This is a genomic window from Pelomonas lactea, assembly GCF_043555885.1.
Taxonomy (GTDB): Bacteria; Pseudomonadota; Gammaproteobacteria; order Burkholderiales; family Burkholderiaceae_C; genus Pelomonas; species Pelomonas lactea.
This window is the reverse complement of sequence record NZ_JBIGHX010000001.1, coordinates 623,707-637,027: the sequence shown is the minus strand read 5'-3', so window position 1 is coordinate 637,027 and position 13,321 is coordinate 623,707. Positions and strand designations below refer to the sequence as shown.

Below are 13,321 nucleotides of genomic sequence, written 5' to 3'. Positions count from 1 at the left end.
CTCTTTTCGTTGGCAAGCCGGCTGGCGCTCAGCCGCCGCGCGTGCGCTTCATGACGACGAGCGTGAAGGCGCCGGCGGCGATGGCGGCCCAGCCCAGGAACTGCAGCGAGGCCAGGTCGGCCAGCGCATGGCCGAAGTCCTTGAGCGCCCAGTTGACCAGGCTGCCGACGTCCTCTTGCTTCAGCGCCTCTTGCAGGCCCGGTCCGCTGTGGATCAGCGTCTGGTTGATGCGTGCGTTCAGGCCCTGCAGCGCTTCGAGCGGCCAGGTGATGTCATAGACGTTGTAGAGCACGGCGACCGTCACGCCCACGCCCACCAGCACCACCGGTACGCCCAGGCGCTTGAGCCAGCTGGATGCGGCCATCAGCAGCAGGAAGAACGGCGCCAGCCACAGCGTCAACAGGAAGGTGCCTGCCAGGCCGCGCAGCAGCACCGGCCCCGCCGCGGCGATGACCTCGCCCCAGTTCGTGCCCATCGCATGGGCCAGGCCCATCTTGCTGCCCAGCACGCCCACCGCAATGGGCAGGCCCAGCAGCGCGCCGATGAGCGCGCCGCCCAGCGGCGCCAGCCACGCGTGCGCCAGCACGGTTGCCAACACGCTCTCGGCGGGTCGGCCTGGCAGCGACAGCCAGAACTCGATGGAGCGGTCCTGCGTGTCGCGCCGCGCCAGGCCCGGCAGCTGGAACAGCCCCACCAACAGGCAGATCACATAGACCGCAGCGACCGAGATCAGCAGGATGGCGATCGACATCAGCTCGGGGTTCTTCGTTGGCAGACCCTGGAAGTCGCTGAACGGCAGCACGGCCAGGAACAGCAGTGGTGGCGCCAGCGCCGTGATCAGCCAGCCGCGCTTGTGCTGCATCCATTCGCGTTGCAGCAGGGTGGGAATGTGGGTGTGCATGGTGTCGGTCCTCAGGCTTGCTTGCTGTTCAGCGCCGGGTTGCGGGTCAGCGCCATGAAGAGATCCACGAGGCTGGGCCGCACGCGCTGGCCCAGGCTGGTGATGTGCTCGGGCGGGGCGCCGTCGAACAGCGACGTCGTGCGGCCCTGCTCGCGGTAGCGCAGCAGCGGGTGGGCGGCGGCCATCGCGTCGGCGGCGGCCGGGTCGTGGTTCAGCGCGACGAAGCGTCGGTCGATGTCCTCCAGGCTGATGGCCAGCGCCACGCGGCCCTCGTCCAGCATGATCACGTCGCTCAGCAGCGCCTCCACCTCCTCCACCTGGTGCGTCGAGATCAGCACGCTGCGCTCGCCGTCGCACCACTCGTCGATCAGCATCTCGTAGAAGCTCTTGCGCGACACCACGTCCAGCCCCAGCGTCGGCTCGTCCAGGATCATCAGCTTCGCGTCGATGGCGGCGATCAGCGCCAGGTGCGTCTGCGCCACCATGCCCTTGGACAGGCTCTTCACCTTGTCGCTTTCGCTGACGCTGGTGCGCTGGAGCAGCGCGCGGGCACGCTCGGCCGAGAACTTGGGCTGCAGCTTGCTCATCAGCGTGATCAGCTCGTGCACGCGGGCCCAGCGCGGCAGCACCGCCACGTCGGGGATGTAGCTCAGCTGCTCCAGCAGCCTCTGGCGGTCGTGCGTGGGCTTCAGGCCCAGCACCGTCAGCTCGCCCTGCACCGGCAGCAGGCCCACGAGCGCCTTCATCAGCGACGTCTTGCCCGCGCCGTTGTGGCCCAGCAGGCCCACGACGCGGCCCTTCGGCACGGTCACGGACACATCGTTCAGCGCCGTCTTCTTGCCGTAGCTCAGCGAGACGTTCTTCACTTCAATCAGGTTGGTGTTCATGTCGACTCCCAGTTCAGATCCTTGGCGGTCAGCCCCAGCCGCTTGAGCTTGGCGCGCAGCGCCGGCCAGTCCTTCTGCAGGAACTGTTCGCGCTCCTGGCGCAGCAGCCGCTCCCGCGCGCCGGCCGTGACGAACATGCCCAGGCCGCGGCGCGATTCCACCAGGCCGTGGTCGGCCAGCGCCTGCAGCGCCCGCGTGACGGTCAGCGGATTGATGACGTACTGGCTGGCAAGGGCGCGCACCGAGGGCAGGGCCTCGCCTTCCGGGGGGCTGCCGTCCAGCAGCTGCACGGCCAGTCGGTCGGCCAGCTGCTGGTAGATCGGCGCCTGGTCTGTCCAGGTGGGAGTCATGGGAGCTCCGAGGTGTGTTGCTGATGTAGCACACCATATCTCCCGGGTCCGGGCGGCCCCAAGCGGGGGGCGACAGACTGCAGATTTGGCGGGATGGGCCGCATTGTGTGCTTGACTCTGGAGCCACCCCAGGGTTTGGAATGGCGCCATGAACGACACCTCCTCACCTCTTTGCTCCGCCTGTTCCGGTGGCGGCTGCGGCGCCGGCCATGAGGGTGCGCGCGCCGACGCCGCACCGGGCGTTGGCCGGACGTTTCTCATCCCAACAATGGACTGCTCGGCCGAGGAGGCGGAGATCCGCCGCGCGTTGGAGCCCGTCGACGGCATCGCGTCGCTGGGCTTCCAGCTGGGGGCGCGCCGTCTGACCATCGCGGCGCCGGAAGACGCGCTGCTGCGGGCGCTGGACGCGATCCGCCAGGCGGGTTTCACGCCGCAACCGGTCGAGGTGGCTGGCGTGCGGGCGCAGGATGGGCACGAGCACGACCACGACCGCAGCCATTCGCACGGCCTCGGCGCCGGCGTGGCCCGGCTGGGCGTGGCGCTGCTGGTGGCGCTGGCGGCGGAGGGCGTGGAGCTGTGGCTGCCGCACGGCGGCGCCAGCCAGGCGCTGGGCATGGTGGTGGCGGTGGTGGCCATCGCGCTGGCCGGCGTTGACACCTACACCAAGGGTCTCGCGGCGCTGCGCCGCTTCAAGCTCAACATCAATGCGCTGATGACGGTGGCGGTCACCGGCGCCTTCCTGATCGGCCAGTGGCCGGAGGCGGCCATGGTGATGGCCCTCTATGCCATCGCCGAGCTCATCGAGGCGCGCTCGGTGGACCGGGCGCGCAACGCCATCCAGGGCCTGATGGCGATGGCGCCGGAGGCCGCGTTGGTGCAGCAGCCTGGCGGCGCGTGGGTCACGGTGCCGGTCGCCGGGGTTGCCATCGGCAGCCTCGTCCGCCTGCGCCCCGGCGAGCGAGTGCCGCTGGACGGCACCGTCACGCGCGGCAGCAGCGCGGTCAACCAAGCGCCGGTGACCGGCGAGAGCCTCCCGGTCGAGAAGACGGTGGGCGACGCTGTCTTCGCCGGCACCCTCAACGAGACGGGCGAGCTGGAGTTCCGCGTCACCGCCGCTGCGTCCGACACGACGCTGGCCCGCATCATCCGCGCCGTCGAGCAGGCCCAGGGCACGCGCGCGCCGACGCAGCGCTTAGTGGACCGCTTCGCAGCGGTCTACACGCCGGTCGTCTTCGTGCTGGCCGTGGCCGTGGCGGTGCTGCTGCCGGCGTTGACGGGCGCCCCCTGGCTGCAGGGCATCTACAAGGCGCTGGTGCTGCTGGTCATCGCCTGCCCCTGCGCGCTGGTGATCGCCACGCCGGTCAGCGTCGTCAGCGCGCTGGCAGCGGCGGCCCGGCGCGGCATCCTCATCAAGGGCGGCACCTATCTCGAAGACGCCCGCCGGCTGAAGGCGCTGGCGCTGGACAAGACCGGCACCCTCACCGAGGGCCGGCCGCGGCTGGTGGAGCAGGCCGTGCTGCGTGGTGATGCGGCGGCCGCACAGCGCCTGGCTGCCAGCCTGGCGGCGCGGTCGGACCACCCGGTGTCCCGCGCCATTGCGCAGGGGCTGGGCGTGGCGCCGACCCCGGTCGACGCGTTCACCGCGCTGGCCGGCCGCGGCGTGCAGGGGCGCATCGGCGGCCAGGCCCATGTGCTGGGCAACCACAGGCTCATCGAGGAGCGCGGCCAGTGCAGTGCCGAGCTGGAGGCGCGGCTGCAACGGCACGAGGCACTGGGCCGCACCGTCACGCTGCTGGCCGACGAGCAGGGCGTCATCGCGCTGTTCGCCGTGGCCGATACGCTGAAGCCGACGTCGCGGGCGGCGGTGGCCGAGCTGGTGGCACTGGGCGTCACGCCCGTGCTGCTGACGGGCGACAACGACGCGACGGCGCAGAGCATTGCGGCGCAGGTCGGCATCCGCGAGGCGCGCGGCAACCTGCTGCCGCAGCACAAGCTCGACGCGGTGCAGGCGCTGCAGCAGCGCGTCGGGCTCACCGGCATGACGGGCGACGGCATCAACGACGCGCCGGCGCTGGCCCGGGCCGACATCGGCATCGCGATGGGCGCGGCCGGCACGGACACGGCGATGGAGGCGGCCGACGTGGTCATCATGAACGACGACCTGCGCCGCATACCGGCCGTCATCCGGCTGTCGCGCCACACGCACGCGGTGCTGTGGCAGAACATCGTGTTCGCGCTGGGCGTGAAGGCGGTGTTCTTCCTGCTCGCCGTGTTCGGCAGCGCGACGATGTGGATGGCCGTGTTCGCCGACATGGGCGCCAGCCTGCTGGTGGTGGCCAATGGGCTGCGCCTGTTGAAGGCGGACCTGGACCCGCCGCGTTGATGCCGTGCGCGGTTAACGCACCCGCAGCTGCGCGCCGTCGGCCCCGGCGGCGCTGACGCCGCCGATCTCGGCCGCCGCGGCAAAGCCGTGGCGGTGGAACACGGCCAGCACCTCGTCCACGGCCGCCGCGTCGCAGGACACCAGCAGCCCGCCGCTGGTCTGCGGGTCGCTCAGCAGCGCCTGGTCCACCGCCGCAAAGCCGTCGGGCAGCCGCACGCTGTCGCCATAGCCGGCCCAGTTGCGGCCCGACGCGCCGGTCACGAAGCCGCGCCCGGCCAGCTCGCGCACGCCCGGCAGCAGCGGCACGCGCGCCCAGTCGAGGTCGACGCAGGCGCCCGCGCCGCGCGCCAGCTCCAGCGCATGGCCGGCCAGGCCGAAGCCGGTCACGTCGGTCATCGCATGCACGCCGGCCAGCGCGGCGAGGTCGGGGCCCGGCGTGTTGAGCTGAGTCGTTGTCGCCACCATCTGCGCATAGCCGTCGGCGGACAGCGCCTCCTTCTTCAGCGCGGCCGACAGCACGCCCACGCCCAGCGGCTTGCCCAGCACGAGGCGGTCGCCCGGGCGGGCGTCGGCGTTGCGCTTGACGCGCTTGGGGTGCACGACGCCCAGCGCGACGAGGCCGTAGATGGGCTCGACCGAGTCGATGGTGTGGCCGCCCGCGATCGGGATGCCGGCCGCCGCGCAGACCGACTCGCCACCCGCGAGGATGCGGCCGATGACGTCCACCGGCAGCACGTTGATGGGCATGCCCACGAGCGCCAGCGCCAGGATGGGCTTGCCGCCCATCGCGTAGACGTCGCTGATTGCGTTGGTGGCGGCAATGCGGCCGAAGTCGAACGGGTCGTCGACGATGGGCATGAAGAAGTCGGTCGTCGCGATCAGCGCGATGTCGTCGGTGAGCTGGTAGACGGCGGCGTCGTCCGACGTCTCGATGCCCACCAGCAGCTCGGGCGGCACCGGCAGCTGGCGCGTGTTCTTCAGGATCTCGCTGAGCACGCCGGGCGCGATCTTGCAGCCGCAGCCGCCACCGTGGGAGAGCGAGGTCAGGCGCGGGAGGGGAGCAGTGGACATGGGAGGTCAGGTCAGTGAGGCGATGCGGCCGGCCAGGGACAGGATGCCGGCGTCGGACAGATCGTCGCATTCCACGCGCGCGGCGTTCGGCAGGCCGGCCAGGTGGCGGCCCTGGGAGCGGGCGTAGAGCGGGTCGTAGTGGCGGGCCATCAGCGCCTCGAACAGCGGCGGCAGCGCGCCTTCGAGCGCCCAGGCCTGCCACTGCGCCAGCACGTCGCGCGGCAGCAGCTCGCGCAGCGTGCCGAGCTTGTCGGCCAGCCCCTGCGGGTCGTCGCCCAGCCAGGCGTAGTCGCGCAGCAGGTAGGCCAGCCGCGCGGCGGGCGTGGCGGCGATCTCCACGACCGGGCTCTCGCGCAGCCGCTGCAGCAGCGGCTCGGGCACGGTGAGGCGGCCGATGCGCCGGCTCTCGGCCTCCACCCACACGCGGCGCGACGGGTCCAGCGCGGCCAGGCGGTGCATCAGCTGGGTCTCGAAGGCCTTCTGCGACGGTTGCGGCCGGCCCGGCACGGCGCCCAGCACCGAGCCGCGGTGGGCGGCCAGGTCTTCCAGGTCCAGCACCTGCTCGCCGCCGTCGGCCAGCGCCTGCAGCACGCGCGTCTTGGCGCTGCCGGTGGGGCCGCACAGCACGCGCAGGTCCAGCGTGGGGGCGCGCTGTGCGATCTGCTCGATGACGTGGCCGCGCCAGGCCTTGTAGCCGCCCTTGAGCTGCTGCGCGTCCCAGCCCACCAGCCGCAGCCAGTTGACGAAGCTGCCGCTGCGCATGCCGCCGCGCCAGCAGTACACCAGTGGCCGCCAGTCCTTGGGTTTGTCGCGGAACCGCTCGTCCAGGTGGCGGGCGATGTTGCGCGCCGCCATGGCGCCGCCGATCTTGCGCGCCTCGAACGCCGAGGTCTGCACGTAGGTGGTGCCGACGATGCGGCGCTCCTCGTCGTCGAGCACGGGGCAGTTGATGGCGCCGGGGATGTGGTCCAGCGCGTACTCGGCCGGCGAGCGCGCATCGATGAGGACGGTGAACTCGCCCAGGTCGTTCACGGTGGTGGGCTTATGGCTCATGGGCGCCAAGCGTACACGGCGCTGTTGAGCGCGCAGGGGTTGCTGCTGGGCGTACGGGAGGGGCGCCAGCCGCCGTTGCCGCGCGGCCCCTAGGAGCCGCCGGCGCGACTGGGGCATATTGCGGGCATGACTGCACCGCTCACACCCCCTCCTGGCGACGATCTGCCCGCCGTTGTCGACGCGCTGCGCGGCGCGCGCCTGCGCTGGCGCGAGGCGCACCGCCGCGGCGGCGACGGGCGCGAGCTGCCGTCGCGCGAGCTGCTGGCCGGCATGGTGCAGTGCCTGTCCGGCGCGCTGTTCCCGATGCGGCTGGGGCCACCGACGCTGCGGCCCGAGAACGAGGACTTCTACGTCGGCCACACGCTGGGCGCGGCGATGGTGACGCTGCGCCAGCAGATGGCGCTGGAGCTGCGCCACGACGCGCGCCAGCGGGGCGACGCGGCGCCCGCGGCCGATGCCGAGGCGCTGGCCGCGCGCTTCCTGCGCACGCTGCCGGCCGTGCGCGAGCTGCTCGACAGCGACGTGCTGGCCGCCTACCAGGGCGACCCCGCGGCGCGCAGCGTCGACGAGGTGCTGCTGTGCTACCCGGGCCTGCGCGCGCTCATCAGCCACCGCCTCGCGCACGAGCTCTACCGGCTGGGCCTGCCGCTGATCGCGCGCGTCATCGCCGAGCTGGCGCATGCCGACACGGGCATTGACATCCACCCCGGCGCCACCATCGGCGCGGGCTGCTTCATCGACCACGGCACCGGCGTCGTCATCGGCGAGACGGCCGTGCTGGGCCGGCGCGTGCGCATCTACCAGAACGTCACGCTGGGGGCCAAGAGCTTCCCCACCGATGGCGACGGCAACCTGCTGAAGGGCCAGCCGCGCCACCCCATCGTGGAGGACGAGGTGGTGATCTACGCCGGCGCGACGGTGCTGGGCCGCGTCACCATCGGGCGCGGCGCCGTCATCGGCGGCAATGTGTGGCTGACGCGCAGCGTGGCGCCGGGCAGCGTCATCACGCAGGCGGACGCCAGCACGGCGCGCGAGGCCGAGTAGGCGCCGCGCGGCGGCACGCTCCAGCGTCGAGCGCGCGGGTCGGCCTGCGCTGGCCGCCGTCTCAGCCGGCCGTGAGTAGCGTGGAGGCCACGCGGCGGAAGGACTGGCTGGCGTCGTCGAGGTCCCAGCGTTCGACGCGGGCGCCCGGGCCGGCGTGGATCACATTGACCGAGTTGGAGATGCCGCCGCGCAGCCGGTGGCTCAGCGCGGTGCCCGCCTGCACGGCCCACAGCGTGCGCGCCAGGCCGGGCAGGGGCAGCACATAGGGCAGGTGGATGTGCCCGCCGACGACGGCGTCGGCACCGGCCTGCGCCCAGCGCTGCACGGCCAACGGGTGGCCGCGCAACAGGTTCTCGACATCGCCGTCTTCCGTCACGGCCACCGGCTGGTGCACGGCCACGAGGCGCAGCTGGCCGGAGCGGGCGCGCGCCAGCCGCTGCGCGACGCGCTCCACCTGGGCCGGCGACACCTCGCCGTGGCGGTGGCGCCAGCGCCGCGTCGTGTTGACGCTCAGCACCAGCAGGTCGTCGCGCTCGTACTCGCCTTCCAGCGCCGCACCGAACGCGCGTGCGTAGCGGCGGTAGGGGTGCAGCGCGCGCTCGACGAGGTCGAACAGCGGGATGTCGTGGTTGCCGGGCAGCACGAGGCGCTCGGGCACGGCCAGCCGGTCGAGGAAGGCCCGCGCCGCGTCGAACTCGGCCGTGCGGGCGCGCTGTGTGATGTCGCCGGTGACCAGCAGCAGGTCGGGCCGCAACGCGGCGCAGAAGGTCTGCAGCGCGTCCATCGCCAGCCGGCGCTCGGTGCCGAAGTGCGGGTCCGACAGCTGCAGAACGGTCGTCACGCGTCCGGCTCCGCAGCCGCCTGGGCTTGTGCCTGCGCGCGTTCCAGCGCCAGGCCCGGCGGACGGATCAGCGGCAGCGCATGCGGCGCCACGTCGAAGCGCAGCGGCAGCGGCATCCAGAACACCTCGCCGTCGGTCGCCACCTTGATGTGGCGCGCGCCGAAGCTGCGCGCCTGCACGGTCAGGCGGTCGAAGTCGAAGTGCAGCACCTGGTCGGCCGCGCCGAGCTGGCCGAAGGCGCCGCGTGCCAGCAGTGCCAGCATCGTGCCGCGGCCCACGGGCTGGAGCATGACGCCGGCCAGCCGGCCTGCGTCGATGGCCGGCGCCTGCGGCACACCCACCTGCTCCATCTGCAGCGCGTTGTTGCCGACGAACAGCGTCGGCGTGCGCACCTCGCGCCGCTGGCCGCCCAGCTCGATGGCCAGGCGCAGGCTGCGATGGCCGCGCAGCAGCGTCTTGATGCCGGCGGCCAGCGCCACCAGCCGGCTGCGGCCGAATTGCTGCTTCCACGCCTCGCGCTCCTCCAGCAGCTCGGGGTACAGGCCCAGGCTGGCGTTGACGAGGAAGATGCGTTCGTTGAGCCGGCCGACGCGCACGTCCACGGCGTCCTCGGTCAGCAGCACGCGCAGCGCGCCGTCCAGCTCGGCCGGAATGCCGTGCGTGCGCGCGAAATAGTTGAACGTGCCGCGCGGCAGCACGCCGAACCGGCAGCCGCTGCCCAGCACGGCCTGGGCCACGCAGTTGATCGTGCCGTCGCCGCCGGCCGCGACGACGATGCCGCGGGCGGGTTGCGCCTCGCGCACGGCGTCGCGCGCGACGGCGGCGAGCTGCCCGGGCTGCTCGACCGGGAACAGCCGGCAGGCGCGCCCCGCCGCTGCGCAGGCGGCCTCGACGGCGGGGCCCAGCTCGTCGCGGTTGCCGCGGCCCGAGGCACGGTTGAAGACGACGTAGAGCGGGCAAGTCATGGGCGGCGACGATAGCCGCCCGGCCGGGGCGGCCGCTAGCGCGGGACGCACAACGCGCGCTTGTCCGACAGGCCGGCCTTGCGGCGCCGCCGTGGCCTGTCGCACGTCGTGGGCGCCGACACAGGATGAGGCGCCCGCTGACAAGGCGCCGCGGCCGGCCGCTCCAAGATGGGCGTCGAAAGGAGTGCCGCCATGGACACCACCACCCACCACGACCTCGACGACCTGTTCCGCCAGCTGGGCCTGCCGGATGCGCCGGCCGACATCCAGGCCTTCATCCGCCGCCACCGTCCGCTGCCGCAGACGCTGAACCTGTCCGAGGCGCCGTTCTGGAGCGCCGGCCAGGTGGCCTTCCTGCGCGAGCAGTGGCACCAGGACGATGGCGACTGGTGCGTGGCCATCGACCAGCTGAACGCCGCGCTGCGCGAGCACCCCGACCCGACCGAACTGGCGCAGGCCGCCGACGCATGAAGCCACCCTCCTGGGGGGCGCTGCTGAACCGCCAGGCCACGCTGCTGCGGCGCGCCGCGCAGCCGCTGCGCCAACGCCATCAGTCGCCCGCCGGTGCCGGCAGCTGGCTGACGGGGGCGGTGCTGACGACGGGCGGGCCGCGCCGCTATGGGCTGTTCCGCCCGGACGGCGTGCGCTTCGGAGAGAAGCTGCCGCTGCTGGTGATGCTGCACGGCTGCCAGCAGGACGCGAAGCGCTTTGCCGCCAGCACGCGCATGAACCGGCTCGCCGCGCGCGAGCGCTTCCTCGTGCTGTACCCCGAGCAGCCGCGGCTGGCCAATGCGCAGGGCTGCTGGAACTGGTTCGACACGCAGGGCGGCCGCGCCTGGGCCGAGGCGGCGTGGATCATGCGCGCCATCGATCAGGTCAGCGTGCTCTACGCGGCCGACCGCGAGCGCACGGCCGTGGCGGGCCTGTCGGCCGGCGCCAGCATGGCTGCGTTGCTGGCCACGCGCTACCCGCAGCGCTTCAAGGCACTGGCGATGCACTCGGGCGTGCCGCCCGGTGCGGCGAGTTCGGCGCTGGGTGCTGTCGGCGCGATGCAGGGCCGGCGCGAGCCTGGCGTGACACCGACCGACGACTGGCCGCCGCTGATCGTCATCCACGGCGGGCAGGACGGCGTCGTATCGGCCCGCAATGCCGAGGCCGCCGTGCAGATGTGGTCGGACGCGGCTGGTGCGCGCGCCGGCGCTCCGCGCGAGTTGCTGCGCGGCAAGCGCTACCCGATGCAGGTCACGGAGTTCAGGCGTCGCCGCCGTGTGGTGGCCATGCTGGTGCGCGTGGACCGGCTGGGCCACGCGTGGAGCGGCGGCGCGGCCCGCGAGCGCTTCAGCGATGCCAGCGGGCCGGATGCATCGCGCATGGTGTGGCGCTTCGTGGAAAAGCAGTTCAGCGCGTCGCAGTCGCGGGAAAACCAGCCGCCCGACCGGCGCTGCACCGGCACCCGGGCCATCAAGCCTGCTTCATCGCATTGATCTGCTGAATCAACGCGCGATGGCTGGGCAGGTCTGCCAAGGCGCGGTCGGCAAAGCGCTGGATCTTGGCGAACAGCCGATCGGCTTCGGCGGTCTGCGTGAAGTCGGCGCGGCCGGCGCTGAGGTCGGTGCGAAAGCCCATGCCGTACAGGATGTACTGGTAGTTGAAGAACGCGAAGGTCTCGGTGTCCAGCACGAAGTCGAAGCGGCCGGGTGGGCGCAGCTGCCATTGCTCCAGCAGGTCGGCCAGCCGGGCGGGGATGGTGGCCGGGTCGGCGTTGTCGCGCCAGAACGGCTCGTCGCGCTTGCTGAGGCAGTAATGCAGCTTCAGGAAGTTGATGATGTTCTCGAAGCGCAGCGCCATCAGCTCGTTGAAGCGCCGCGCCGGGGCATCGATGGGGCCGCTGTGCGGCAGCATCTCGGCAATCATGCCGACGGCCGCCTCGACAAGCACCAGGCCGGTGGCCTCCAGCGGCTCCAGGAAGCCGGCGGACAGGCCCACCGCGACGCAGTTCTTCACCCACTGCCGCTCGCGGTAGCCGGGCGCGAACGGGATGCTGCGCATCGTCACGTCCTCCGTACCGCAGTGGGCGCGCAGCACCTCGGCGGCGCGCTCGTCGCTCATGTGGCTGCTGGAGTACACGCAGCCGACGCCGCGTGAGCCGTTCAGGCCGATGTCCCACAGCCAGCCGGCCTCGTGCGCCGTGGCGATGGTGCAGCTCTCCATGTCGGGGCCGTCCAGCGGCAGCTTGCAGGCCAGCGCGCGGTCGGCGAACAGCTGGCCGCGGCAGGACTTGAACGGGCTGCCCAGCGGGCCGCCGATGAGCTCGGCGCGAAAGCCCGTGCAGTCGACGTAGAGGTCGGCCTCGAAGCGGCCCAGCGGCGTGTCCAGGTGGGCGATGGCGCCGCGCGCATCCAGCGCGACGTTCGTCACCGTGCCCTGCACGTGCTTCACGCCCAGCTGCCGCGCGTGATTGGCCAGCAGCTGGGCGAGCTTGATGGCGTCGAAGTGGTAGGCGTAGTTCAGCGGCGCGGTGTAGGGCGCCTCGCCGGCGCGCTTGGGCGCTCGCTGCGCCTGGGCCACGCGGGACTGCAGCGTCATCGCCTGCGCGAACGGCGGGCGGGTGGCTTCGTCCTGCAGCAGCCAGTAGGGCACGAGGTTGATGTCTTCGGCGTAGAACGGCGCCTCGAAGGGGTGGAAGAACTGCTGGTGCCGGCCCGCCGCGGGCGTGCGGGCCCAGTCGACGAAGCGGATGCCCTGCTTCATCGTCGCCGACGTCTCGCGGATGAACTCGGCCTCGGGGATGCCCAGGAACTGCAGCGTCGCGCGGATGGTGGGGAAGGTGCCCTCGCCGACGCCCACGGTGCCGATGTCGGGCGACTCCAGCACGGTTACTTCCAGATGTGGCCGCTCGGCCAGGCGCAGCGCCTTGGCCAGGTAGGCGGCCGTCAGCCAGCCGGCGGTGCCGCCGCCGACGATGAGGATGCGTCGCTTGGCAGTCATGCTCTCGTATAAAGATTCTTCAGCCACTGGTGGCCGGTCTGGGCGCCCTGGCTCCAGTCCTCGTCATCCTCGGTGGGCTGGGCAATGTAGCCGGACGGGTTGAGCAGCTTCACGCGGCCGGCGCGGAAGGCCGACACGCGGTGCGTGACGAAGGTCAGCCCGTGCTCCAGCGCCGTGGCGGCCAGCAGGCCGTCGCGTGTGTTGGCGTAGGGCAGCTGTGCGCGGCGCCGCACGACGGCCGCGTCCACCGGCAGCACGCGGCCCTCGAAGGCGGGCGTGACGCGCTGGTCTATCCAGTCGCGCAGCACCAGCCCGGCGGCGCGGTCCTTGCGACCCAGCCGCGCGGCGGCGCTCTCGATCTCCAGCAGGTTCAGCGCCGAGATGAACAGCTTCTGCCGCGGGATGCCGCCGGCCCAGGCCAGCAGCCCGGCGTCGGCCTGCGCGGCCTTGGCCTTGCGCAGCTCCAGCACGATGCCGGTGTCCAGCAGGAACATCAGAGCGGCTCCCGGTGGTCCCAGGCGCCGTCGGAGGCCAGGTCGGCGGCGTCGATGGCCACCACCTCTGGCAGGGCCAGCAGTTCCAGGATGCTGTCGCCCTCGCCCGTCAGCCGCCGGTACTCGCCGATGCTCAGCAGCACATGCGTGGGCTGGCCGCGATCGGTGATGAGCACCGGCTCCACCTGCGCGGCGCGCTTGGCGAGGCTGACATCGCGGTTGAACTCGCGGCTGGACAGGAGCTTCATCGTGGCGGCGGATTGTGCCTACGTACCTTCAAGGGCGCAAACGCGATGTAGGTACGTAGGTCCGTTTCTGTTCGACCCGATGGACACCGGAAAGCC

Annotated in this window: 14 protein-coding genes; 4 read left to right on the top strand and 10 right to left on the bottom strand. The window is 72.3% G+C overall.

The window, feature by feature from the left end; genetic code table 11:
- Positions 1-28: 28 nt before the first annotated feature.
- Genes ACG04Q_RS02800 through ACG04Q_RS02790 form a run of 3 tightly spaced genes read right to left on the bottom strand, consistent with a single transcriptional unit; the run spans position 29 to position 2,138 of the window.
- A complete protein-coding gene (locus ACG04Q_RS02800; RefSeq protein WP_394509295.1) occupies positions 29-901 on the bottom strand; it encodes a hypothetical protein in 873 nt (290 codons plus the stop codon).
- Positions 902-912: 11 nt separating this feature from the next.
- On the bottom strand, positions 913-1,788 hold the full coding sequence (locus ACG04Q_RS02795; RefSeq protein ID WP_394509294.1) for an ABC transporter ATP-binding protein: 876 nt from the start codon (positions 1,786-1,788) through the stop codon (positions 913-915).
- The gene (locus tag ACG04Q_RS02790; RefSeq protein ID WP_394509293.1) at positions 1,785-2,138 is read right to left on the bottom strand and encodes a GntR family transcriptional regulator; all 354 of its coding nucleotides are present in this window, start codon (positions 2,136-2,138) and stop codon (positions 1,785-1,787) included. The genes ACG04Q_RS02795 and ACG04Q_RS02790 overlap by 4 nt, the downstream gene beginning before the upstream one ends.
- A gap of 148 nt (positions 2,139-2,286) precedes the next feature.
- Here ACG04Q_RS02790 and ACG04Q_RS02785 point away from each other — a divergent pair, with 148 nt between their 5' ends.
- Positions 2,287-4,521, top strand: coding sequence for a heavy metal translocating P-type ATPase (locus ACG04Q_RS02785; RefSeq protein ID WP_394509292.1), 2,235 nt, complete (start codon positions 2,287-2,289; stop codon positions 4,519-4,521).
- 12 nt (positions 4,522-4,533) lie between these two features.
- On the opposite strand, the gene selD is transcribed toward ACG04Q_RS02785, so the two are convergent.
- Together selD and mnmH are read right to left on the bottom strand one after the other, a co-directional pair.
- Positions 4,534-5,592, bottom strand: a complete 1,059-nt coding sequence (selD, locus tag ACG04Q_RS02780) for a selenide, water dikinase SelD (RefSeq protein WP_394509291.1) — start codon at positions 5,590-5,592, stop codon at positions 4,534-4,536.
- A gap of 6 nt (positions 5,593-5,598) precedes the next feature.
- A complete protein-coding gene (mnmH, locus tag ACG04Q_RS02775) occupies positions 5,599-6,645 on the bottom strand; it encodes a tRNA 2-selenouridine(34) synthase MnmH (protein ID WP_394509290.1) in 1,047 nt (348 codons plus the stop codon).
- A 126-nt stretch (positions 6,646-6,771) separates the two neighbouring features.
- On the opposite strand from mnmH, the gene epsC reads away from it, so the two are divergent.
- Entirely contained in the window at positions 6,772-7,689 is a 918-nt protein-coding gene (gene epsC / locus ACG04Q_RS02770) for a serine O-acetyltransferase EpsC (RefSeq protein WP_394509289.1), read from the top strand.
- A gap of 61 nt (positions 7,690-7,750) precedes the next feature.
- On the opposite strand, the gene ACG04Q_RS02765 is transcribed toward epsC, so the two are convergent.
- Both ACG04Q_RS02765 and ACG04Q_RS02760 read right to left on the bottom strand, forming a co-directional pair.
- Positions 7,751-8,530 carry a metallophosphoesterase family protein gene (locus ACG04Q_RS02765; protein WP_394509288.1) on the bottom strand — a complete coding sequence of 260 codons (780 nt, stop codon included), beginning with the start codon at positions 8,528-8,530 and terminating at the stop codon, positions 7,751-7,753.
- Positions 8,527-9,495, bottom strand: a complete 969-nt coding sequence (locus ACG04Q_RS02760) for a diacylglycerol/lipid kinase family protein (protein WP_394509287.1) — start codon at positions 9,493-9,495, stop codon at positions 8,527-8,529. Before ACG04Q_RS02760 ends, ACG04Q_RS02765 begins: the two co-directional genes overlap by 4 nt.
- A gap of 192 nt (positions 9,496-9,687) precedes the next feature.
- Between ACG04Q_RS02760 and ACG04Q_RS02755 the strand changes: the two genes are divergently transcribed.
- Both ACG04Q_RS02755 and ACG04Q_RS02750 read left to right on the top strand, forming a co-directional pair.
- Complete coding sequence (locus tag ACG04Q_RS02755; RefSeq protein WP_394509286.1) at positions 9,688-9,966, top strand: DUF2789 family protein; 279 nt, start codon at positions 9,688-9,690, stop codon at positions 9,964-9,966.
- Entirely contained in the window at positions 9,963-10,979 is a 1,017-nt protein-coding gene (locus tag ACG04Q_RS02750; RefSeq protein ID WP_394509285.1) for an extracellular catalytic domain type 1 short-chain-length polyhydroxyalkanoate depolymerase, read from the top strand. Before ACG04Q_RS02755 ends, ACG04Q_RS02750 begins: the two co-directional genes overlap by 4 nt.
- Here the strand turns inward: ACG04Q_RS02750 and ACG04Q_RS02745 are convergent.
- The 3 genes from ACG04Q_RS02745 to ACG04Q_RS02735 are packed head-to-tail and all read right to left on the bottom strand — an operon-like array spanning position 10,957 to position 13,225.
- Positions 10,957-12,483 (bottom strand): tryptophan halogenase family protein, encoded by a 1,527-nt coding sequence (locus ACG04Q_RS02745; RefSeq protein ID WP_394509284.1) that lies wholly within the window; start codon positions 12,481-12,483, stop codon positions 10,957-10,959. The genes ACG04Q_RS02750 and ACG04Q_RS02745 overlap by 23 nt on opposite strands.
- Positions 12,480-12,977, bottom strand: coding sequence for a PIN domain-containing protein (locus ACG04Q_RS02740; RefSeq protein WP_394509283.1), 498 nt, complete (start codon positions 12,975-12,977; stop codon positions 12,480-12,482). Before ACG04Q_RS02740 ends, ACG04Q_RS02745 begins: the two co-directional genes overlap by 4 nt.
- On the bottom strand, positions 12,977-13,225 hold the full coding sequence (locus tag ACG04Q_RS02735) for a type II toxin-antitoxin system Phd/YefM family antitoxin (RefSeq protein WP_394509282.1): 249 nt from the start codon (positions 13,223-13,225) through the stop codon (positions 12,977-12,979). The genes ACG04Q_RS02740 and ACG04Q_RS02735 overlap by 1 nt, the downstream gene beginning before the upstream one ends.
- Positions 13,226-13,321: the final 96 nt, after the last annotated feature.

Bases quoted from the DNA above. Each gene is read 5' to 3' on its own strand.
- ACG04Q_RS02800 (WP_394509295.1), bottom strand. From the start codon at position 901: ATGCACACCCACATTCCCACCCTGCTGCAACGCGAATGGATGCAGCAC.
- ACG04Q_RS02795 (WP_394509294.1), bottom strand. From the start codon at position 1,788: ATGAACACCAACCTGATTGAAGTGAAGAACGTCTCGCTGAGCTACGGC.
- ACG04Q_RS02790 (WP_394509293.1), bottom strand. From the start codon at position 2,138: ATGACTCCCACCTGGACAGACCAGGCGCCGATCTACCAGCAGCTGGCC.
- ACG04Q_RS02785 (WP_394509292.1), top strand. From the start codon at position 2,287: ATGAACGACACCTCCTCACCTCTTTGCTCCGCCTGTTCCGGTGGCGGC.
- selD (WP_394509291.1), bottom strand. From the start codon at position 5,592: ATGTCCACTGCTCCCCTCCCGCGCCTGACCTCGCTCTCCCACGGTGGC.
- mnmH (WP_394509290.1), bottom strand. From the start codon at position 6,645: ATGAGCCATAAGCCCACCACCGTGAACGACCTGGGCGAGTTCACCGTC.
- epsC (WP_394509289.1), top strand. From the start codon at position 6,772: ATGACTGCACCGCTCACACCCCCTCCTGGCGACGATCTGCCCGCCGTT.
- ACG04Q_RS02760 (WP_394509287.1), bottom strand. From the start codon at position 9,495: ATGACTTGCCCGCTCTACGTCGTCTTCAACCGTGCCTCGGGCCGCGGC.
- ACG04Q_RS02755 (WP_394509286.1), top strand. From the start codon at position 9,688: ATGGACACCACCACCCACCACGACCTCGACGACCTGTTCCGCCAGCTG.
- ACG04Q_RS02750 (WP_394509285.1), top strand. From the start codon at position 9,963: ATGAAGCCACCCTCCTGGGGGGCGCTGCTGAACCGCCAGGCCACGCTG.
- ACG04Q_RS02745 (WP_394509284.1), bottom strand. From the start codon at position 12,483: ATGACTGCCAAGCGACGCATCCTCATCGTCGGCGGCGGCACCGCCGGC.
- ACG04Q_RS02740 (WP_394509283.1), bottom strand. From the start codon at position 12,977: ATGTTCCTGCTGGACACCGGCATCGTGCTGGAGCTGCGCAAGGCCAAG.
- ACG04Q_RS02735 (WP_394509282.1), bottom strand. From the start codon at position 13,225: ATGAAGCTCCTGTCCAGCCGCGAGTTCAACCGCGATGTCAGCCTCGCC.